The 21,920-nt window shown below is 43.2% G+C and carries 15 protein-coding genes; 8 read left to right on the top strand and 7 right to left on the bottom strand.

Annotated features, from left to right (window positions below):
* Positions 1–34 precede the first annotated feature (34 nt).
* The gene (gene fucP, locus LPA49_RS02660) at positions 35–1,315 is read right to left on the bottom strand and encodes an L-fucose:H+ symporter permease (protein ID WP_075593767.1); all 1,281 of its coding nucleotides are present in this window, start codon (positions 1,313–1,315) and stop codon (positions 35–37) included.
* Positions 1,316–1,468: 153 nt separating this feature from the next.
* Between fucP and LPA49_RS02655 the strand changes: the two genes are divergently transcribed.
* Positions 1,469–2,599 (top strand): ROK family transcriptional regulator, encoded by a 1,131-nt coding sequence (locus LPA49_RS02655; RefSeq protein ID WP_065978599.1) that lies wholly within the window; start codon positions 1,469–1,471, stop codon positions 2,597–2,599.
* 35 nt (positions 2,600–2,634) lie between these two features.
* On the opposite strand, the gene LPA49_RS02650 is transcribed toward LPA49_RS02655, so the two are convergent.
* Together LPA49_RS02650 and LPA49_RS02645 are read right to left on the bottom strand one after the other, a co-directional pair.
* The gene (locus LPA49_RS02650) at positions 2,635–4,674 is read right to left on the bottom strand and encodes a S9 family peptidase (RefSeq protein WP_075593766.1); all 2,040 of its coding nucleotides are present in this window, start codon (positions 4,672–4,674) and stop codon (positions 2,635–2,637) included.
* A gap of 80 nt (positions 4,675–4,754) precedes the next feature.
* Positions 4,755–5,987, bottom strand: coding sequence for a TMEM143 family protein (locus LPA49_RS02645; RefSeq protein WP_075593765.1), 1,233 nt, complete (start codon positions 5,985–5,987; stop codon positions 4,755–4,757).
* A gap of 236 nt (positions 5,988–6,223) precedes the next feature.
* On the opposite strand from LPA49_RS02645, the gene LPA49_RS02640 reads away from it, so the two are divergent.
* The 3 genes from LPA49_RS02640 to LPA49_RS02630 all read left to right on the top strand — a co-directional run bounded on the left by LPA49_RS02640 (position 6,224) and on the right by LPA49_RS02630 (position 9,435).
* Positions 6,224–7,132 carry a GGDEF domain-containing protein gene (locus LPA49_RS02640; RefSeq protein ID WP_162898042.1) on the top strand — a complete coding sequence of 303 codons (909 nt, stop codon included), beginning with the start codon at positions 6,224–6,226 and terminating at the stop codon, positions 7,130–7,132.
* Between the two features lie 59 nt (positions 7,133–7,191).
* A complete protein-coding gene (locus LPA49_RS02635; RefSeq protein WP_036966814.1) occupies positions 7,192–7,776 on the top strand; it encodes a YqaA family protein in 585 nt (194 codons plus the stop codon).
* A gap of 78 nt (positions 7,777–7,854) precedes the next feature.
* Positions 7,855–9,435 (top strand): L-lactate permease, encoded by a 1,581-nt coding sequence (locus tag LPA49_RS02630; RefSeq protein ID WP_230235390.1) that lies wholly within the window; start codon positions 7,855–7,857, stop codon positions 9,433–9,435.
* A gap of 78 nt (positions 9,436–9,513) precedes the next feature.
* Here LPA49_RS02630 and LPA49_RS02625 read toward each other — a convergent pair whose 3' ends face one another.
* Together LPA49_RS02625 and LPA49_RS02620 are read right to left on the bottom strand one after the other, a co-directional pair.
* Positions 9,514–11,439: a phytase gene (locus LPA49_RS02625; RefSeq protein WP_075593764.1), complete on the bottom strand. Its 1,926-nt coding sequence runs from the start codon at positions 11,437–11,439 to the stop codon at positions 9,514–9,516.
* Positions 11,440–11,497: 58 nt separating this feature from the next.
* Positions 11,498–13,798, bottom strand: coding sequence for a TonB-dependent siderophore receptor (locus LPA49_RS02620; protein WP_075593763.1), 2,301 nt, complete (start codon positions 13,796–13,798; stop codon positions 11,498–11,500).
* A 284-nt stretch (positions 13,799–14,082) separates the two neighbouring features.
* Between LPA49_RS02620 and LPA49_RS02615 the strand changes: the two genes are divergently transcribed.
* From LPA49_RS02615 to LPA49_RS02600, 4 genes are all read left to right on the top strand, one after another.
* Positions 14,083–15,000, top strand: coding sequence for a sensor domain-containing diguanylate cyclase (locus LPA49_RS02615; protein WP_036966826.1), 918 nt, complete (start codon positions 14,083–14,085; stop codon positions 14,998–15,000).
* Positions 14,984–15,982, top strand: a complete 999-nt coding sequence (locus LPA49_RS02610; protein WP_075593762.1) for an AraC family transcriptional regulator ligand-binding domain-containing protein — start codon at positions 14,984–14,986, stop codon at positions 15,980–15,982. Before LPA49_RS02615 ends, LPA49_RS02610 begins: the two co-directional genes overlap by 17 nt.
* 155 nt (positions 15,983–16,137) lie before the next feature.
* Complete coding sequence (locus tag LPA49_RS02605) at positions 16,138–17,490, top strand: magnesium transporter (protein ID WP_036966832.1); 1,353 nt, start codon at positions 16,138–16,140, stop codon at positions 17,488–17,490.
* A gap of 286 nt (positions 17,491–17,776) precedes the next feature.
* Entirely contained in the window at positions 17,777–18,679 is a 903-nt protein-coding gene (locus LPA49_RS02600) for a lipopolysaccharide assembly protein LapB (protein ID WP_075593761.1), read from the top strand.
* Between the two features lie 3 nt (positions 18,680–18,682).
* Here the strand turns inward: LPA49_RS02600 and LPA49_RS02595 are convergent, their stop codons facing one another.
* Together LPA49_RS02595 and LPA49_RS02590 are read right to left on the bottom strand one after the other, a co-directional pair.
* Complete coding sequence (locus tag LPA49_RS02595) at positions 18,683–19,231, bottom strand: hypothetical protein (RefSeq protein ID WP_075593760.1); 549 nt, start codon at positions 19,229–19,231, stop codon at positions 18,683–18,685.
* 139 nt (positions 19,232–19,370) lie between these two features.
* Positions 19,371–21,890 (bottom strand): TonB-dependent siderophore receptor, encoded by a 2,520-nt coding sequence (locus LPA49_RS02590; RefSeq protein ID WP_065978592.1) that lies wholly within the window; start codon positions 21,888–21,890, stop codon positions 19,371–19,373.
* Positions 21,891–21,920: the final 30 nt, after the last annotated feature.

Genomic DNA, 21,920 nt, shown 5'->3' with positions numbered 1-21,920 from the left:
CAGCGCCTTATTTTTTATATCGTATTGTTACTACTTATTCGTGTTTATGTGTATTTTTGGTGCCCCGAGTATGGTGGCCATAAAGAGAGACAATTAAAAAGCACAGAAGAGGAATAATAAATGAGCTGGCCGTATCCAATGTATCAATTAATGTTGCTTGGAGTAACGGTAAAAATGCGCCCCCTAGAATCGCCATTACTAATCCTGCAGCGCCAATTTTTGCATCATCGCCGAGTCCCTCGAGTGCCGTGCCATAAATAGTCGGAAACATAAGCGATAAGCAGCCAGAAATACTCACAAGTGCCGCCACTCCCAGTAAATTAACTTGAGTGATAACCAAAACACACAGCGCAGCTGCGACTAAGGCCATAATCCGCAGTAATTTAGCACCACTCAAAAAACGCATGAGCCACGTCATAATAAACCTAGAAATTAAAAAGACGAGCATCGAATACTGTAGCACTTGACCCCCAGTGACTTCATTCGTTGTGAGTGCCTCCATGGTGTAACCGATAGTGTAGGTCCAGACACATGTTTGCGCTCCAACGTTAAAAAACTGCGCAACAACACCAAAACGATAATGCTTATTTTGATATAAGGTTTTAAAAGCGCTTGTTAAATTGCGTGATGGGGTGTGGGAGTGCGTTATTGTTTTAGGAGATTTACTAAAAAAGATACACAGCCATAATAAGATTAAACAACCCGCCATCCCCACGTAAGGCACCATCACTGCACTGAGCTCACTGCTCACAATCGCCTTTAATTGGCTTTCACTCATGAGTGCTCGGTGTGCATTATCGGCCTGATTTAAACTGGGTAAAATTAACGTGGCGGCCAGAAATACACCGATATTGGTGCCCACTGGGTTGAATGCTTGCGCCAAATTTAGGCGGCGAGTGGCCGATTTTTCGCACCCTAGCTGCATTACATAAGGATTTGCAGAGGTTTCTAAAATAGATAACCCGCCAGCCAGAATAAATAAAGCAAGTAAAAAGTGGCTGTATAGCATTGTTTGGCTCGCCGGATAAAACAACAACGCGCCACATGCGGCCATGGCTAAACCAACCAGCAGACCTGTTTTGTAATTAAAACGACGATTAATTAGAGCCGCAGGCAACGCTAAGCAAAAATAAGCGCCATAGTAACTAAATTGCACCAATGCTGATTGCAGCGCACTCATCGAAAACGTTTTACTGAAAACCTTTACTAAAGGATCGGTCATGTTTGCTGCTGTACCCCATGCAGCGAAACAGGTGGCGAGCAAGATAAATGGCCATAGCATTTGGCGCGATACAATAGCTGATTGTGTTGGCATAGATCACCAGATTGTTGTGTTCATATTGTTGTGGCCGATAGTATTCACGACTCCAGATAATAAATCAACATAGTTGATTTATTATTTTAACTAGCGGATAGTATGGCAAAAAGGTCTAATAGGTGGGTCTTTAACCGTATTAAGAAGGATGCTATGAAGCGTAGTTTATTGCCGACAAGGCGAAGTAATAATGAACGAGCTATTTTGAGCTTGATTAGGCAATGTGAAACGCTGCCCAAAGCACAAATAGCGAAAGCGCTCTCGTTATCTGCACAAGCTGCTACGGTGAATATTAATAAGTTGGAAGAAGATAAATTATTGCTTCGTGATGCCCCTGTAAAAGGGCGAGTAGGGCAGCCAAGTGTGCCTTTTCGGCTGAATCCTGATGGCGCTTTTAGCTTTGGTTTAAAGATTGGACGCCGACGTTTTGATTTGATTGTAATTGATTTACAAAGCACGCAAAGAGCCAGTGTATCCGTTGAGGTCAATGTGCCTAACATTGACGAACTCAAGGCTTTTTTGAAAACCAATATCCCACAGCTATTGCGAGAGTTAGGCTGTGACTTAAGCACGCGAGTATGTGGTTTAGGAGTGGCAATGCCTTTTGATATTTGGCATTGGCATGCTGAGAATCCTGAGCAACAAGCGCAATTACTTGAATGGCAACATTTCGATTTAAAAACGTATCTAGAAACTGAATTTGAGCTACCCGTTTACATCAGTAATGACAATAATGCGGCGTGCTGCGCAGAGCTTAGCCTAGGTAATCGTCAAAATTACAGTGATTTTTTATATGTTTATTTGGGTGCGTTTTTAGGTGGCGCGGTCGTGATTAACCGCCAGCTTCTTGAGGGTAAAAGTGGCAACGCGGGCGCAATCGGTTCAATGTTAAATGCTCAGCATGAACAGTTGCTTACGTTATGCTCGTTGCTAGAATTACAAAAACAGTTTGACGCTGCACAGTTAAATTTATCGGTGTATCAGCTTACAGATAGTCAATTTAAAGAACATTATGCCCTGATACTACCTTGGCTTAAAAAGGCGGCTGAGGCGATAAGTGTGGCAATGCATCACAGTTTAAGTTTATTAGATATGCAGGCTGTTGTTATCGACTCACCGTTACCAAAAGACGCATTGGATGTTGTAAGGCAATTAACACTTGAAGCATTTGCACGCTTAGACAGCAGAGGGCTGCGTCTGTGTGACGTTAGTGTTGGGGTCTGTGGTGAAAAAGCGCAGTCAATAGGCAGTGCTCAACTTGCGCTTAGTCATCATTATTTTTGAGCAGCAATGAGTCACCCCATTACTGCTCAAAATGATTATTTCTTATATTGATTAAACCACGCAAGCGTGTATTCAATTTTAGAAATCATCCGTGATGGACGACCCGCAATACCATGCGGTGAACCCGGAACACGTATTAGTACTGTATCGACCTTACGTAGTTTTAAAGCTTGATAGAATTGCTCCGATTCAGAAATCGGTGTACGGCGGTCTTCTTCGCCAGTCATGATCAGTGAAGGTGTTGTCACATTTCCCACTAAAGACAGAGGCGAGCGTTGCCAATAGTGTTCAACATTATCCCACGGCATTCCTGGGAATTGGTTACGAATTTGACCAATGTAGCTGTCGGCTGTTAGCGTTTTACTTAACCAGTTGATAACCGGTTTTGTGATAGCAGCCGCATTAAAGCGATTTGTTAAACCCACCGCATACGCCGTTGCAATGCCGCCTGCTGAACCACCAGCAATGAACAAGTTGTCTTTATCAATAAAGCCTTTTTCAATCATGGCATCCACGGCGGTATTATGATCGGCAAAGTCTTCTTTTGAGCTGTATTTACCATCAAGAAGTAAGGCAAAGTCTTTACCGTAACTAGTTGAACCACGGTAATTTACATACACAACCACATAACCTTCAGCAGCATAGCGTTGCAGTTCGGCTGTAAAACTTGGGCCATAGGCTAAATGAGGACCACCGTGAATTTCAACCATCAGTGGGTACTGTTTGCTTTCGTCAAAGTCGGGCGGTGTGATGTACCAGCCTTGAATTGCTTGACCATCAAATTGTGATTTCACATTCAGTTCGTGCACTTTGCCCAGTTTTTTGTGGCCTAAAACATCTTCGTTTAACGAGGTTAACGTTTTGTTTTTGCCTTTGTACAAGTAACCTAAATCAGCAGGGCGGTATTCACTGCCGGTCGTGTAGGCAATGGCACCATTGCGTGCCATGCTAAAGCTACCACTGACATACGGGCGACCTATCGAGGTGCCTGAGACCGTGTCGGTTAAATCGGTGACTTTACCGCGGCTTGATACTTTAGCAAGCTTGCGCTTACCGAAGTCATCATACTGAATAACAAAATCGCCATCACCAAACCATTTGAAGTCAGCCACTGAACGATCCAGCTTTTCTGTTAGGTGTTTTACTGACTTATCATCTAAGTCAAGCACCGACAGTGTCGAGTTTATGTAAGGCACGGGGGCGTTATCACGGGCAATAAAGGCCAGCTCGTCTGCATCTTTAGCGTAATGAGGGTTACTTTCACGACCCGGAAGGTCTGTTAATTGCGTAAGTTCACCCGTTTTTACATTTATTTCGTATAAATCAGATTCAGTGGTGCGGTACTCCCACTCGTCATGGCGGTCTGAAGAAAAGACGACTTTGGTATTGGTTGGATCCCATGCTAATGGACCGCGGTGTTGGTAGTTGCCCGACGTTAATTGGCGGGGTGTACCACCCGAAACAGGAATCACAAATACATGGCGATAAGCGGGTTCTAAGAAACCAGCACCATCGGCTTGGTAACGCGCTTTTTCAATGACTTTGACCGGTTTTGACCAATCGGCACCTTTCGGTTTTTTTGGTAACTTAACCGATTTCGCAAACGCCGATTTACCTTCAGGAATGCTCATTGTAAAAGCAATGTGCTCAGCGTCATGTGACCACGTTAAGTCGCCTACTGATTTTGGTAATTGCGTTAACAGTGCTTGTTTGTCTTGTGCTAACCAGTAAACGTGTAATTGGTTTGAGCCACTTTTATTACTGGTGAACGCAATTTTTTGGCTGTCTGGCGACCACGTTGGCTGACTGTAATTGTGCTCATCAGAAAAAAGTGGAGTGTGTTGCCCTGATTTTAAATCGTAAAGCCAAAAGCTGCGTTTGTTACCATCTTTCATGATGTCGTAGCCACTTCGCACATAAACGATTTTTTTACCGTCAGGGCTTATTTGCGGGTCGCCCGCGTATTCAAGTTGGAAAATATCCTCAGAAACAAATTTGTCGTTCGCGTAAACCTGCGCTGTTGTTGCAGCACACAGCAAACTGGCCCCAATAATGAAGTGTTTTTTTAATTGCATGTTAGCGTCTTTTTTTAGCCGTAAAATTTCATCCTAAAAGCTGACCATAAATCACGCAAGGACAATGAGATAAAGCAGCACTAACTGAAGTTGAAAAACGCATCCCAGCGTTTATCTAAGCGTTGTTTTGCTGTTCTTAAATCAACGGCAAGGTATTGACCCTTGTTTTCACTGACCAATTCAAGATTGACCAGTTTATTAATTGCATCGTCTATTTCAAAATCAACAGTGCAGTGGTGATTGTTGCTAAACCAAGTTTCAATGGTGTCATCGAGTTGCTTGGCAGTCATGGCTGCGTTTGCGTGCAGTAAAAAGGTGTAGGCTAGGAGTGCTTCTTTTACGTCTTCTTCTTCGGCCGCATCGACCAAAGTATGAAACACGCCTGCATTATTATCGAGGTTTTTAAAGTACAGGTTATCGGCTAAGGCTTTCATAAAGCGAATTTTACGGTTTTTAAATTTACTCCACTCTTTAAAGATAAAACTGCCGAACACCCCCATACCAATGGCAAAGGTGATAAAGTGCTGTTGGCTCATATGCACTTCTTCGCTGCGCCAGCCACCCCAAAATGCAAGCATGGCAATTAACAGTAAAATTGATGCGCCAAGCTTAGTAACAAGCACCACCGCTCCCCCGATAAGGGCTGATGAGCCAATAATGAGTTTATCAATGGGGCGCATTTTTACTTCGCTGTTTGGAAACAGCATTTCTAAATCGGCTTTGGGGACGTTTTGAAACAATTTGACGATTGTTGAACTAGGCTCAAAACCCACCGGCATGCGGCCTTTATCGATAAAGTATTGTTGGTCTTTAAAGCGGATAAAAACCGCAACCCGATCGTAATTAGTAAACGATATGTGCTTTTTTTTCAGCCCCCACCAGGTACGTAACGTTTCGGTTTTTTGTGATTCGCCTCGGCGATAAAACACCACTTCAGCGAAGTCATCAAACTCGACTTCTAAACGCACTTTAAACAAAGACTCTTCGGTTAATGCCTCTTGTAAGTCTTGAGTCGTGATGGTTTCAAAATTAGCGGCATTGAGCACTGTGGCAAAGTGCTTAGCAAATTCGTTTTGGTACTTTCTGCGCGCCTCTTCATTAATCGACGTGAGTGAGCGAGTGTCTGAGTTAGGATCAAATGGCGCATAGCTATTTTTTAATGACTCAAGTAAGCCGTGATACTGATAATGAATAACACTTTGCAATAAGCTGCAAAACTCTAGAAATGAGGCACGGTGTTGCGCATCTAAATAATCATTGCATAGGGTGATAATGTCGTGCTTTCGAAAGGGAATAAAACGTGCGTTAGTCATTACATTGGGTATGAGTCGTTAGTGATGGCACAGATAATAAGAAAATATCGGCTTGAATGCGACACCTTATATCCTATGGTACTAATTTGGGTAATTTTATTACCCCTTATGTCTTGTTTTTAGATTAATTACTCCAGCCCAAATGCTGGTTTTTAGGTGAACAGAGTGTAATTTTCTGTACATCTATTTACCCTTTGATACTGTTTGTTCACTTGCTGTAAATTGTAGTTATGCCTATGAATGAGACGATGATTCCTCTTGAGGGGAGTGCTAATTCTGCTCCTGCCCCGATACTTTTGAAGCAATTATTTATTAGCTTCTTTATTGTAACTCTGTTGTGTATTGTGGTGGGTTATTTATCAATTTTTAATCGTCTAGAAGTCAATATTTATATAAATGGCGTACTCTCTGATGTGATTAATTTATTGATCCTAATTTTTATCTTTTCATTTGTACAAACGTCGGCGGTTGCTAAGTTAAGTTACTTATTTTTGAGCAGTGGGATCTATTTATGGAGTATTGGCTTAACCTTCGACTTTCTTGATGAGCTGGTTTATCAACCGGTATGGATTGGTATTTATATCGAAGACATGTTTAGAACAATTGGCATGTTAGTCACCAGCTTTGGGTTGTTTTTGGCTTTGTCAGACTTAGCAAAAGCGCACAAAAACTTAGCCGAAGAGCTTAAAACAGATGTACTCACCAAAGCCTATAACCGCCGCTATTTTTACCATTTTGTTCAGTTAAACCAAACCAAAACACACAGCTTAGTTATTATCGATATTGATCACTTTAAAGCAATTAATGATGAACACGGTCATGATGTGGGTGATCAAGTCTTGATCGACTTTGTTTATCAGTGCCGACAACAGCTTGATCCGAGTATTTTATTTGCCCGCATAGGGGGAGAAGAGTTTGCGCTTTATATTCCCACAGATGATCTCAATGTCGTGCAAACGATATGTGAGCAGTTATTAGGTTTAGCAAATAATGTGATGATTTCACCCGGTAAAACGCTCAGTGTGAGTGCGGGATCAGCGATAAAAAGAGCAACCGAAACCTTTAGCAGCACCATGAAACGAGCCGATCAGGCGTTGTATCAAGCTAAAAATCAAGGACGTAGCCGCTATATCCACGCACCGTAAGCGACGGTTAATCATTTTTGCTGTAACCTTAAAAGCAACACGATTGTTAAGGATAAATGATGGGTATAGCAAAAAAGCTTAAGCAAAAAACACGGCAGTTTGTTGATTCTAAACATATGCTGAGATCAATCACGATCGCCTCGTTTTTAGAATCGACTATTGTGCCCATACCTCTTGAAGCGGTGCTTGTGCCACTTATGCAAGCACGCCGCGAAAAGTTGTGGTTAATTGCGCTGATGGCGACAGTCGGGTGTATTATCGGTGCTGTATTTGGCTATGCGTTAGGGTATTACTTATTTGATGTAGTTGGGGATTGGGTTATCAATACCTTTTCAAACCCTGAGCAATTCGAGCAAGTAAAACAAAAGATGCAAGGGCAAGGATTTTGGTTTGTGTTGAGTCTTGGCATTATCCCCATTCCGTTTCAAATTGCGATGTTAGCCGCGGGGGCAACAAAGTTTTCGTTGGTGCTGTTTTTACTTGCGACCGTGATAGCACGCTCTATTCGATATTTTGGTTTAGCGCTTGTGGTGTATTACGCAGGTAATCATGCTGAACGCATTATTCAAAAGCATAAAACCAAAGCATTGGTAGGGCTGTCGATTTTAGTGTTACTACTTTGGTGGTTAAGTACGCTGATTTAATTTATTTCGTGCCTATAAATTTAGTTATTCTGTCTATACTTAGCGGGTAATGGACGCTAATTATAGACAGGATATATCATGAATACCTTTGTGGCTGCGTTGCCCATTTTTTTACTCATATGGATGATGGTTAAGCGCAGTCCCGTGCCTTCTTATGTTGCACTCCCTGTGTCGGCATTGGCTGGTGTGCTGCTTCAGTTACTTTATTTTCAAGCCGATCCTCGTTTACTCCTCGCCAACTCCTTTATGGGCATGTTGTCGGTACTGACTCCTATTTCAATTATCGCCGGGGCAATTTTACTTAATCGAATGTTAGCGGTGTCGGGTGGTGAAACCACGATTAAGCATTGGTTAGAGTCGATTAGCGGTAATCACGTTGCGCAGTTAATGATTATAGGGTGGGCGTTTGCATTTATGCTCGAAGGCGCGTCGGGGTTTGGCACCCCCGCGGCAATTGCGGCACCTATTTTAGTCGGGCTTGGCTTTTCGCCTTTTAAAGTGATTGTGTTTACGCTTATTTTAAACTCGATTCCTGTGTCGTTTGGGGCTGTGGGAACGCCAACGTGGTTTGGTTTTTCGGCACTTTCGTTAAACGAGCAACAGGTGTTGGCTATCTCTCAGTGGACAGCGCTGTGTCATGTGGTTGCCGCTTTGGTGATACCCATGATTGCGCTGTGTTTAGTATTGCCTTTTCACACGGTGCGCAAAAACAGCGTTTTTGTTTATTTAAGTGTGCTGTCATGTGTTTTACCTTATTGGTTGTTTGCGCAGTGGAATTACGAGTTTCCATCACTCATTGGCGGAGCAGTGGGGTTATTGGTGACTATATTTTTGGCAAAAAAGGGCATTGGACTGGTTAAGTCACAACAGCCCCCCGTCTCTAATAAGCCCATAGATGGCAAGGCGTTATTCTTGGCTTTTTTTCCGCTTGTGTTATTGATTTTGGTGCTTGTGCTGACGCGTATTCATCAGTTAGGTATTAAAGCACTTTTAAATGATGAAACCGTTTGGTTGAGTATTCATTTAGGATTTGCCCAATTTGAGCTCAGTAAAGCACTGATAATATCGTTGCATGAGCTGTTCGGTACAGCCGTTAGTTGGTCATATAAAACCTTGTTTGTACCAGCACTGATTCCGTTTGTGTTGGTTGTATTGGTGAGTGTTCCGCTGCTTAAGATGAATAAAAAGCAGGTGTCGCACATGGTTCATGACACCTTAAGCCGAATTGCATTGCCTTGTGTGGCATTAATTGGCGCGTTAGTGATGGTGAATGTGTTAATGCAAGGAGGGCATAAGGCGCCGATATTTTATATCGCCAATACGTTTGCTAATTTAACCGGTGAGCATTGGGTGTTATTTGCATCATACCTTGGTGCGCTAGGTACGTTTTTTTCGGGGTCTGCGACAGTTTCTAATCTTACTTTTGGGGGGATTCAATATGGTATTGCCCAACAGGTTGGGTTATCAGAAACCTTAGTGCTGGCTCTTCAATCGACAGGAGCGGCAATGGGCAACATGATTTGTATCAGCAACATTATTGCTGTGGCCAGTATTGTTGGGGTGAACAATCAAGAAGGCCCCGTGCTTAAAAAAACCTTTTTCCCTATGCTGATTTATGGGGCGCTGGTGGGCTGTTTTAGTTACCTGTTTTATCGCTAAGGTAATGCCACAGGTCACCTAACTCAATAAAAAAGGTGTTGAGGTAAGCCCAACACCTTAACGGAGTCACTTTAGCGGTTATTTCAGCGCTTTTTTCACTTCACGCCAGTCAATAATCTTAAAGTTTTGCGGTGCTTGTGGCATACGGTTATAGCCATCTTGCACAATTAACACTCCTTCAGGATAGCCCGGCATTGGGGTTGCTGTGACCGTTAATCCGTCGGTTTCTGAAACGCCGTCAATGGCACGTTCAAGGTTATTACTAATTGCGAATTTACCAGCAAATTCAAGGCGCGGCACGTTGCCGTCGATGATTTTATACAGCACATAGCTGTTATCTCCTTGACTAGACACGACTAAATAACGCGTATCTGTGGCGTGATAAATTTCCATGCCTTCTATGTCATCAACCAACATGTCGTTGATTGTTTGTAACATCACGGGCTGTGTGCCTGCTGTTGGTTCAGCGCCAATAAACCAAATACCTTCGTCTTCTTCACCTAAAAAGAGTTCACCGGTTTTATCATCCGCGCTGCAACCCTCTGGTTGGCTAGGTACATTAAATTCTCGCACCAGCTTGGCATTAACTGAGGTGGCGTTACCGGTTAATTTGTACTGTTGAAATAGTCCCGATTTATCATTCATGAACACGTAGTTACCCGTGGATGATGAATACATACACATACCGTAAATCTCAGTCAGTGTGGTGGGCAATTCGGCTAAGTGTTGCACCTTGTTTTGTGTATCAACGGTATACACACTGATACTGTTATGAGTGCGGTTACTGCCGGTGATCCACGTATGGGCTGGGTTATCAATGCTATTATTCTGGCGTACATCAACGTTATTTAAACGGCCCGTTTCTAATGCTTGAAGCTCGTTCCCTGCAAGGTTATACACCATTAAACCGCGGCGTTTATCAGTGCCAAGAATTAAGCTGTGCGCTTTATCATGTGTGTTGATCCATATTGCAGGATCGTCAGCGGCGTCTCCAAAAGCTCGCACAGCATCTGTTTGCGCTTGTGCGGTAATGTAAGTGACCGCCTGTTTGGTAGGTTTTACCTGTTCTTGATACGGCGTGTTGATGAAGCCTTTTACATAATGCCCCGATTCATCATCGTAAAAAACAATATCAGCTTTGGTATTGTTAAAGTGGACCGCTGCTGATTCGAGTGCTAAGTCACCTGCAAATTGCCAGCTGCTGAAGCGTTTATTTTTGCTCTCATAGCGATGTAGCGTGTTATCTTCAGTGGTTGTAAACCACAGGCTGCCATCGCTTGTCGTGCTTAAGCCGCCAATCTCAGGAACCAAGTTGCCAAATGGGGCCATAAGTGCGACAGGCGTTTTATCTGCGCGCGACTCGGCATCGGCATTAATTCGCCAAATACCCACTTCTCCCTCACTTAAGTAAAGGGTTTTATTGTGATCGTCGACCGCACAGCCAGATGTGTCACTTATTCCTGCAAATTCACGTAATTCAAGGTTTAAAGGGTGATTGTTTTTGACATCATAAACCAAGGTTTCGCGAATAAGGCCGCGCGCATCACTCACAAACGCCGACACCGCGTGTGTGGTAGAGTTTGAAAATAAACACACCGCTTCGGGTTTCGCTTTTGGTGGCGTAATTCTGCTTAACGTTTTTAATTGCCATTGGGCATCTTTTTGAAGTTTAAATATAACGGCTTGGTCTGCTTCATTGTCAATACTTGCGACAAGGTAGTGGCCGTTATCAAGCGCCTTCACCGACAAGGTTTCAAAGTTACCGCTTTGTAAAGTATGGCTGTTGCCCATTTCATCAATGAGTTGTAACCCTTGGCTTTCTGAGCTTATTAACCATGTGTTATTGGTGAGTGCTGCTGCTTGTGAACCTTGTACATTTTCAGTGGGTCCAAATGCGCGAACCTGATTAGCACTATCGACAGGGGCGTTCGTTTGGCTACAAGCCGCCACTGTACTGAGCAAAATAGCACTGGCGATAAGGTTAAATGATTGTGTGATATTCATGTGATTTCCCAAGATAAAACAAGGCAGCAATGAGCTGCCTTAAAACGGTCTATTAAAATTAAAATGCGTAACGCAGCATTAATTGAATAACAGGCCCTGCTTCTTCAGACTCCAGCTCATACTCGTCAAAGTCACGGTTGACTTGATCATCAAGCGTATCGAATTTGTTGAACGTTTCGTCTTTGCTTGCATCGAGCAAATTTGAGCCGACTAATCGTAGGGTGATGTCTTGCCAGCGTTTTTCTACGAATACCTCAAGGTCGGCTCCGTAGTGTGTTGTTACTTCTTCACCCACTATGCGGCCATACGCATCGCCTTGTTTACGGTATGTGGCACCAAATGAAGCGCCCAGATCTGGTAAGTCTTGAATAAAGCCAACGTTAAATACGTAGTCAGATTGGTCATTAAATTTACGTGAACCAAAATTGTCATTAACGTCAGAGTCAAGCCATGAATAGTTAAAGAAAATCCCTGTATTAGGCATACTTAAGGCTGTTAAAGGTGTTGATAAATCAAGCTCAATCCCTTTTACATTACCATCACCGGTGTTGCGCGGTTGTAAAATATAGGTGCCTTCGCCTTCAGAACCTTGTTGGCTGGTATTGGCAATTTCAATTAAGTCACTTACATCACGGTAGAACACGTTAACACCCACTACACCGCTTTTACCTAACCGGTATTCGTAGCCAAGATCCATCCCCCACGATGATTCGGGTTGTAGGTCTGGATTACCTAAAAAGTCGTTATCACCCAGCTCTTTTTCAAGCAGAGCAGGGGTAATGTAGTCAAAATCTGGGCGACGTAAGCTACGAGCCACAGAGGCGCTAACACGGCCGTTTTCAGAAACGTTGTAGCGTAAGTGGGCCGATGGTAAGAAAAAATCGTAATCATTCTTCGCCGTCACATAATTAACATTATCCGTGATGGTTGAGTCGGTTGTTTCGTAGCGTACCCCCATTTCCCACGAGAAATCTTGGTCTTCGTGTTTGATGAGTGCGAATACATCTAGACGGTCTTCTTTAAGCTTATTTACACCCCCCGCGGCGGCTTCAAATTCATTGTTAAAGCCGGCAAGCGACAGTGGGTTTTGACTAAATTGATCCCAACTTGCAAAACTTTGCTCATTTTCATCTTCTGCTTGATAAACCGCTGTATCACGCTCTTTACCTTGCACAAATGCACCAAACTGAATGGTTTTATTTTCACCAGCAAATAGGCTATGTTGCCATTGCAGTGACCACTCTTTATCGTCGATATCAACGGTTTCTTCCTCTTCTTCGAACACCATTGGGAGTTCTGAGGTGTCAATTTCGACCTCTTGCTCGTAGACCGACTCTTCGAAGCGGGCATAACCTACTTTAAATTTACTGGTGCCACCAAATAGCGGTAACTCGTAACCAGAGTTAATGTTGTAGTTAGTTTGATCAATGAAAGACACATTGGCGTTATCGGTTTCGAGATTCCCGCCTTCTACAATTGCGTTACTTGTTGCTGTTGGGTCATCGTATTCAAATGAGCGTTCATCTTCAGTCCGGTCGGTATCAACCCAAATGGCACTGATATCAAACTTGCTGCCATTATCAAAGGCAATTTCGTAACTGGCATTCAGTGACGTGTCGTCGCCATCGCGAATATCAGATTGATCTTCGCGGTTATCAAATTCTTCAGTTTTGTAATTTTCGTTGTTTTCAGGGCTATCGCCATACCGCAAGCTAGATTTTTGTTTTGGGTTATAGCGTCCTTGTAAGTTTGCGCCAAGTAACAAACGCCCACCGGCAAATTCAGTTCCGTACACACCTGCAAAGCTTTCTTTTAATTCGCCGTCGTCGTAACGCAGGCCGCCAGCACGAATATAACCACCGTCTAAGCTGTAGCCATCACGCAGAACAATATTAAGAGTTCCTGCAATTGCATCGGCAGAACGATTAGCACTTGAAGCGCGAATGATTTCTACACGCTCGATCAGTTCAGCAGGAATGCGGTCAACAAAGAATGAGCGATCAGCGCCTGCCCCTGGTACTTCTTCACCATTAATAAGTACTTTAGTGTAAGCCGGGCTCAAGCCACGCATACGGGCGCCATCTGACTCTAATACGTCAGATAAAAATGTCACACTAGGAACACGTTTTAAAGCATCACCAGCGGTAAGTGGCTCAAAACGTTGAAAATACTCTTGTGAGTATTCAAGGGTTGGGGCCAGCTCTTGTGAACGGTTGCGATAACCTATTTCACCATACACAACGAGCTCTTCTGATACTTTTACTTTCTTTTCATTGTTGGTGTCTGACTCTTGTGCAAAGGCACCGAATTGACATAAGGCGAGGGCGCTTACAAGTGCCTTCGTTTTAAACTGTTTCATGGATTTGCTCCTACTTGTCCTTGGTTTGGTGAGCAAAGTACCCAGCTTAAATGACGCAAATGTGACAGAAAACCGCTGGCAGCCTTTAAAAACAAGCTATTAGAGGCGTTTATAAAGCATTTTGAGCTGTAATCACCCCGCTTAATCAAGGTAAATACAGCGATTAAAGTCATCAAAAAGGGGGGAGTGTCGTTTTGCTGTCACATCATTGAGCTAATATGACCCTGCTGCTAAAAATGCGAACGGGTTAGCATGGCAGCACGATTCATAGTTAGGTGTCTTTCATGCGATTTAATCCTTTTATTCATCATCGGTTTTTAACAAATGCGGTTATTGCGCTATTTGTGAGCGCTTTTATCCTCAGTGCATATGACGGAGAGCGAAAAGCGCTGGCCGACATATCATGGCTGGATATTGTCGGCGAGGGCGGCATTGTGATGATGACGCTAACATGGATATTTGCACTGCTCATTTCGAGACCCCCCGGAAAAGTCACCTGCTTTTTAGTGTTAGGGCTTGGTCTTTTTATGTTTTCGGCCTCGCTGGACTTATTTGATGAATGGTTACATCAGCCAACGAATACGTGGCTAAGTCTGATTGAGTCTTTACCTGCACCCATTGGTATGGTTTTCACAAGCCTAGGTTTGTATCAATGGCACCAAGAGCAGTTTGTGCTTAATCGTCAGTTAAAGCGCCGTGAAGCAATGCACCGTGAGCATGAATTAGTGTGCTCAATTACTGGGCTTTATAAAGCCGATTACTTACAAACGGTGTTAAAAGAGCAGTTGAATGAGTCGCAGCCGTTGCAACTTGCGGCCATTGATATTCGTGGATTTGCCGATTTTAATGCCGAGTTTGGTTTTATCGAAGGTGACAGGTTACTGCGAGAAGTCAGTGAGCTTATGATAATGAATTGTCGTCTTACTGATGTGGTATGTCGCTATGCGGGTGATTGTTTTATGGTGCTAATGCCAAACACCACCGCGTTACAAGGCAAAGAGCTGGTGGCACAAATATCTTCGGCACTGAGTCACTGCGCATTTAAGGTTGAGGGCGAAAAACACGCGAAGTTTCAGCATGCAACCGTTGCGTTAGTGGGCAGTGAGCAAGGAGATACAGCACACTGTTTGAGCGCGCGTTTACACGCCGCATTACAACAACAAAAACAACACAGAGTCAGCCATTGTGAAGCAGTATCTTAATCAAGATGATAAGTATCTAACCGCGCAAGGTCTGATTACGACTCTGGTAGAGCTTGCTCTAAGTCGCGGTATTGGTTTACATAAATTACTCAGAGGCACGGGGGTATTTGAGCAAGACTTAATGAGTGTACAGCATCAGTTTAGTCTCTCTCAGCAATTGCGTTTATTGATGCAGTTTAAGCTGTTAATGAAATCGGCCGACAGTGGCTTTTTGTTAGGTAGCCAACTTGCTAATGACACCTCGGTTGTGGCGCAAGGTGTTTTGCAAAGTTTGAGCATTGGTCAAGCTCTAAAGCAACTAGACGCCTTGCGTATGCAACTTGCTCCGCTGTTATTTAGCCACAGTTATGTGCATAACGAGCAGTATTATATTGAGTTGCAAAATGCTGTGGGTCTTGATGATGAAATGAGCCAATATGTGCTCGAAATTTACAGTGCTGCATTTTATCAAACGCTTAAAAAAGTGGCTGGCGAGCGGGTGCCATGTCAGTTTGATTTCGCTTATAAACGGGCAAGGCACAGCCAAGAGTATGAGCAACATTTAGGGCTAAACGTTGCGTTTGAACAGCCCATTACTCGCTGGGTATTAAGCAAACAAGCATTAAGGCTTACAAACCCTACCTTTAGTAGTTTTCGCTTTTCACAAGTTAACTCTCAATTGGCAACATTAAACACAGCAAACAGCACCTTTGTTGAAGCGGTGAGCAGAGTCATTTATCAAAACCCAGCGCTTAATTTAGAACAAGTCGCAAGCCAGTTTGCAATGAGCTCTGCGACGTTTAAGCGAAAGTTAAAAGCTCACGGTGTACGTTTTTCAGCGTTGTATGAAGAACAAAGTAAACGCAAAGCCATATACTTACTGGCTATGCGTGAACAATGTAATGAGCAGGTCGCAATGCGCTTATCATTTTATGATATTGCTAATTTCAGGCGCGCGTTTAAGCGCTGGACTGGGCTTACCCCAAGTCAGTTGAAGGTATAAGCCGGTATTTCGTTATAAAGATTAATAAGGTATACAGCGAAAAGTTAATGCACATGACTGAGATGATACAAGGAAAAATAAATCAATGATGGGGCAGTTATTTTAATAAAGCTGCGTTAGACTGTTGTTATTGATGTATTTAACCGAGCTCTTAGATGATTGAGTATCCTGTTGATCAACTTCCACAACTCATTGATGAGTTGCTTCAGTGTGACACCACAACGCGAAAAAATAAGTTACTTGCCGACGCCAAAGAAAAACTGTCGACAGAACATCTCTCGCTGCTGTTTGAAGCATTACCCAAAGAACAACGATTAGAAATTTGGCAACTGCTTGACGAAGACACACAGCATGAAATCTTCATTAATTTGGGGGGAGACAGCTGTCGGTGGTTATTACAAAGTTTAGACGAAGCGCAAGGGTTTAAGTTACTTGATGAAGTGAGCGTAGAAGAGCTACTCGAACTTGAAGAAATTATTCCAGAGCGTTTTGTTGATTATGCGCGTCGCCAGCTTGATGAAGTACAAACAAAGCGTTACGAACTTGCTCAGCAGTATAACCCTGAGCAACTCGGTCACTGGTTAGACTTTGATGCGTTAAAAGTGTCAGAAAAGCAGACGGTGGCGGGCGCTCGTAAAATTTTGCAAAAAGGCTTGCCGCAATACACCGAAGTAATTTATTTGGTAAGTCGTAAAGGCACGTTGATTGGTGAAGTGCCTGTAAATGCCTTATTTAAAGCCAATGATGCCGATACCTTATTAGAGCATGCAAACCTAGATACATCAGCATTACATGCTGATGATGACTTATATGAAGCGGCAGAGGTCGTGATCCACAGTGAAAAAATGGCGATGCCAGTGGTGAATGCCGACAATAAGTTATTAGGGCGTCTAGCGGTGTCATCGGCCTATGAATTACGCCAAGAAGTGACCGACGAAGCCGCTGCGAAAGCGGGTGGTCTACGTGAAGACGAAGACCTGTTCTCAAGTGTCACCAAATCAGCGAAAAACCGCGGTATTTGGCTAGGCATTAACTTAGCGACTGCATTTTTAGCATCTTGGTTTATTGGTTTGTTTGGTGCCACCATTGAGCAAGTCGTGGCACTTGCGGTATTGATGCCAGTGGTTGCGTCGATGGGAGGCATTGCAGGTAGCCAAACATTGACCGTGATTGTGCGCGGTTTAGCGCTTGGACAGGTTACCGACTCTAACCGCAGAGCTTTATTGCAAAAGGAGCTTAGGGTAGGGGCATTAAATGGCTGTGTATGGGCATTGGTGATTGGTGTACTCACTTATTTTTGGTTTAACGACGGGATGTTAAGTGTGACTATCACTATTGCCATTTTACTTAATTTAGTGGCTGCCTCGCTGTCTGGCGTTGTGATACCGTCTATTCTAGATAAGCTTAAAATTGATCCTGCATTGTCTGGTTCTGTAATTTTAACCACGGTGACAGATATTGTTGGTTTTGTGACCTTTCTCGGGTTAGGAAGCCTGTTGCTACTATAAATCACAGTGAAGCCAATAGTTCTTCATACTTATTGGCTTCTATTTAACGGTATCAGTGGATACGTTGTTTACTTATCTTGTGTAAAACTAAAAATTGATACTAATAATTTTTGTATATAAAACGGATACTTAGGGTTAGAGCAGTCTACAATAATACGCAATTTAGCTAATTGGTATAATAAACACGCGATTGCACGTTAAAATTATCAAACACGTCAAAAAGAACTGTCATAAAGTATTACTTTTTGTTATTTTTTTGGTTGTGTTCTCACTGAGATGTTAGTGAATGAAGAAAACGTTAACCTTATTGTTAGGCTTCGGCTGTTTTTATGCGGCCGCGTCTGAAAATTTTAGCGATCACGAGGTATATTGCGCTCAGCAGTCGCAGGTAAGCTGCTTAGACTTCATTGAGCAGCAATTAGCCAGTGCGCAGCTTTATTCTGATAAATGGTATGAGATAAAGTCATACCAATTTGATTATTATTACGACAAACTGGCTTATCAAACGTTAAAAGACAGTACCGAACCTTTTATTGAAAAATCCGACTTACCCATCGTATTTCAAGTTCAAGTGTATTTTTACTATGCTAAATCAATGCACTATTTAGGTGACTATGAAACGGGCCGTAAATACGCAACGAAAGCCTTTGATAAACTGCAAGCCATTTATGACTCGTTTGGTAACCCTATGCGTATGGTCGAATTGGCTAACTTACAGCATGTGTTTGGCAACAAAGAAACTGCTTTGCATATTCTTGATAGAGCTGAGCGTCGTTTTGGTAAAAGTAAAGATCCTATTTTTCATTTTGAGCTGGCGTCAAACAAAGCAAATGTGTTCCATTCGTTAGGCGATATTGAGCGCGCTTTGGTTAGTCGGGTTTCTGCGGTTGAATGGATTTTGAAAACTGACCATAGCCGAAAAATATCAGTGGCAATGGGGAATCTAGCCCGCACTCATCAATTATTGTCACAATACGATAAAGCAAATCACTTTTATGTCGAGTCGCTAAACTACATGGACGCGAAGTCAGACCGACTTGTAATAGCAATCTATAAACTTCGTTTGGCACAAATTCACTGGCAAGCGGGTAACCGAGCTCAAGCTGCACATTGGTTTAAGCAAGTGCATAAAGAAGACATTCGCCCATCTCATGCCAAACTTTATACACAGCTCAAAACGCAGCTTTAGGCTTTATATAGTGTAAAAACACCCCGGTTTTTCAGTTTCACCCGGCGCTAAAATTTGCAAATGGGTCGTCTCATTTTGCTCCATCATTGGTTTCATAGCCTCATCAAATAACGTGGTAGCTTTTTCCATGTGCTTAGCTTGTTCATCTAACGCTTTGAAGTCGGCATCATGCGAGGCGATTAATTCATCAAGCTGTTTAGTTAGTTTATCTTGTTCTTTTAACAGACTTTTATTTATTCTAAGGTGGTTTTCATCTTCGACCACGGCTTTTTTTGTAATCGCTTCTATTTGCTGTGAATAGGCCGTGACTTGCTCTTCCATGTCGCTTAGTGGCAACTCCAGTGATTCAAGCTTTTCTTGTTCACGTTTTAATTGTTGATAGGCGGCAATTTGCTCGTTGTTTAACGTGCCTTCATGAACTTTTTTACAGTCTTTAAACGTGATAACACGGTAGTTGTTATCGTCAATAGTCGTGCTTGCGCTTGAAAGGCCAATACAGGCTGTGGTGGCTGCGGCTAATAGAGCTGATGTCGTAATGCGTACTAAATTCATGATGCTGTCCTAATGGGTTAAGTTATTAAGTTAGTCGCAGCAGGTCTGAAAAAAGTTGGTTACAAGCGAGATATTTTTACTCGCGGGCTTTACTTACAAAGTAGGACGCGGTGCTAGCCTAAGCCAGCACCGCTTATTTTTAGAAGCTATAGGTGATGTTTCCGTAGATAAAACGGCCATCTAAGCTATAAGGTGTGAATGCACTGTAGGTGAAAATTTGATTAAAGTCGCTGTAGCCTATATTGCTTACAGTATCTTGTGGATACTGATCAAATAAGTTGTTTGCGCCAACAGCAAATTTCCACTGTTCAGATGGGCGGTATGCGACTTCTAAGTCCGTGATCCATTTTGCATCAATGACTTCATCACCTTCTGGTGTGCTTGATGTATCCACAACTTCACCATAACGCGTAGCACGTAATGTTGTTTGAAAGTTTTCAAAGTCCCAGGTTGCCGACAAGTTCCACTTATCTGCTGGCGTGCCATCTTCAAAGCGGGTGATTTCACGGCGTGCAAAGTACTCGTAGCTGTCACCAAGCGCTTCCAGCTCAGCGGGGTTTTCTTTAACATGAGTCACTTCAGTATCATTAAAGTTAACAGCCGCACTTAAGCGTAAATCGCCGTAGCTTTCTAAGCCTAATGAATAGGTTGCAACAATATCAACACCTTGCGTACGTGAATCAATGGCATTGGTAAAGTAGCGAACACTTTGAGTATTAACTTCGCCTGCTTCGGCTAAAATAGCCTCTACTTCTGGGCCGCTTAAATTTTCAGACAAGACGATACGGTCATCAATGTCAATGCGATACGCATCAAGTGTTAAACTAAAACCGCCTTGCGTAAAGATAAAGCCTGCAGTCATGTTGACTGATTCTTCTGCATCAAGGTCACGAGCACCCAGTGCTTTTGCGGCAGGTTCATCAACAGGGAACAAACCAACTTCACTTGGAATACCATTTTCAAACACTGTGCTTACCGATTTGTAAGACGTTTGTGCAAGTGATGGTGCTCTAAATCCTGTGCTGATTGCACCGCGTAGCGACAGTGATTCATTAATGCTGTAACGCGAAGCCAGTTTCGATGTAAAGGTACTGCCAAAGTCACTGTAATCTTCAAAGCGACCCGCAAGAACCACATTCCAGTCGGTTGTTAGGTACGTATCAAACTCAGCAAATACCGCGACATTATGGCGGCTCTTGTCGGTGGCACTTTCTGGTGAAAAGCCCGCTAAAACTTGTGCGCCACCCGCCGCAACAGGGTTGCCTTCTTCATCAAGTACTGTGATATAAGAGGCTTTTTCACCTGCTTTGATTTGGTAGTTTTCGTGGCGGTATTCAGCGCCAATTGTCACAAATACATCGTCGGGTAAACCTAAATCAAGGGTATTGCTGGCATCCATGTTAACGAGGTATTGCTCGTAGACAAGCGCACCGTTATCAAACTCAGTTGGGCTATTTACACCCATTGAGGTGTTCAAGCTATTGCTTACCCCTAACGCAAAGTCATTACGACCATAATTGCTGCTTATATCCCATGCCCAGTCATTGGTTTCGCCGTTAAGGCCAATAGCAAATGAGTAGTCATCTACGTCGGTATCAATTTCTGGTAAGAAACCGTCTGGGTAAACCTCAGTTAAGTTACGAGAGTCTTTGGCACGACGGTAAAAACCCGCTGAGTTACCTTTACGGTTTGAGTAACTGGCAAATGAGTAAAGTGATAGCGAGTTATCAAACTCGTAACCTAGGTTATAAAACACAGCAATATCTTCGATATCAGCTTTACCAAAACGGTGGTTGTAGCGGTCAAAGTCGAATTCACGTGGGTCTAGGTTACCGTTTGCATCGCGGCTATATTGCTCACGCTGGTCAATACCTGAGCGGTTGGTTGGCTCGTTATTACGTGATTCAATTGAAATATTAATAAAGCCATTATCTGCAAATGAAAAACCCGCATTAGCGCTTGCGGTGCGTGAAATACCATCGTTTAATTTACGGTCAGCGCCTTTTGCAAAGCTTAAGTTGCCTTCGCTGTCTGTGCCTGTGCTTAATAACTGTGGCGAGCCTGCCATTTGCGTGTCGTACTCACCATAGGTGTAGCTTACACTACCGCCTTCATCGGCATCTTTTAGTACAATGTTAATTACACCAGCAATGGCATCGGAGCCATACTGTGCCGCTGCGCCATCACGCAGTACTTCTACGCGCTTAATCGCAGAGGTAGGAATATTATTTAAATCAACTGCCGTTGAACCACGACCCACTGTGCCACCTAAATTTAATAGTGCACCCGCATGACGGCGTTTACCGTTGACTAATACCAGTGTGTGATCAGGTGCAAGGCCACGTAATACAGCAGGTTTTGCGTGGTCTGTACCATCAGCAAGGGTCGCACTTGGGTAGTTGAAGCTTGGTAATTGAGAGGCCAGTACTTGGCTAATTTCAAGCTGACCTGTGCTTGCTAAGTCGCGGCTTGTTAATAAATCAACCGGTACTGTACTTTCAGACAGGCTACGTAAACTACGACGTGTGCCCGTCACTGAAATAACTTCAATGTCTTTTGCTGTATTTTCAGCAGGTTGCTCAGCAGCGATTGCAGTCACTGATGCAGCAAGCGTACTTGCAATTGCAAGTTGCAAAGGTAATTTGTTGAATAATGCCATTGTTGATTCCCATCTGACTTATCTATTTTA

Source organism: Pseudoalteromonas sp. MB41 (genome assembly GCF_020966275.1).
GTDB lineage: Bacteria > Pseudomonadota > Gammaproteobacteria > Enterobacterales > Alteromonadaceae > Pseudoalteromonas > Pseudoalteromonas lipolytica.
This window is presented reverse-complemented; position numbering and strand designations above follow the sequence as displayed.

Coding starts and splice junctions, on each gene's coding strand:
- LPA49_RS02630 (WP_230235390.1), top strand. CDS start 7,855: ATGAATACCTTTGTGGCTGCGTTGCCCATTTTTTTACTCATATGGATG.
- LPA49_RS02655 (WP_065978599.1), top strand. CDS start 1,469: ATGAAGCGTAGTTTATTGCCGACAAGGCGAAGTAATAATGAACGAGCT.
- LPA49_RS02645 (WP_075593765.1), bottom strand. CDS start 5,987: ATGACTAACGCACGTTTTATTCCCTTTCGAAAGCACGACATTATCACC.
- LPA49_RS02620 (WP_075593763.1), bottom strand. CDS start 13,798: ATGAAACAGTTTAAAACGAAGGCACTTGTAAGCGCCCTCGCCTTATGT.
- LPA49_RS02640 (WP_162898042.1), top strand. CDS start 6,224: ATGAATGAGACGATGATTCCTCTTGAGGGGAGTGCTAATTCTGCTCCT.
- LPA49_RS02625 (WP_075593764.1), bottom strand. CDS start 11,439: ATGAATATCACACAATCATTTAACCTTATCGCCAGTGCTATTTTGCTC.
- fucP (WP_075593767.1), bottom strand. CDS start 1,315: ATGCCAACACAATCAGCTATTGTATCGCGCCAAATGCTATGGCCATTT.
- LPA49_RS02635 (WP_036966814.1), top strand. CDS start 7,192: ATGGGTATAGCAAAAAAGCTTAAGCAAAAAACACGGCAGTTTGTTGAT.
- LPA49_RS02650 (WP_075593766.1), bottom strand. CDS start 4,674: ATGCAATTAAAAAAACACTTCATTATTGGGGCCAGTTTGCTGTGTGCT.
- LPA49_RS02595 (WP_075593760.1), bottom strand. CDS start 19,231: ATGAATTTAGTACGCATTACGACATCAGCTCTATTAGCCGCAGCCACC.
- LPA49_RS02615 (WP_036966826.1), top strand. CDS start 14,083: ATGCGATTTAATCCTTTTATTCATCATCGGTTTTTAACAAATGCGGTT.
- LPA49_RS02605 (WP_036966832.1), top strand. CDS start 16,138: ATGATTGAGTATCCTGTTGATCAACTTCCACAACTCATTGATGAGTTG.
- LPA49_RS02590 (WP_065978592.1), bottom strand. CDS start 21,890: ATGGCATTATTCAACAAATTACCTTTGCAACTTGCAATTGCAAGTACG.
- LPA49_RS02600 (WP_075593761.1), top strand. CDS start 17,777: ATGAAGAAAACGTTAACCTTATTGTTAGGCTTCGGCTGTTTTTATGCG.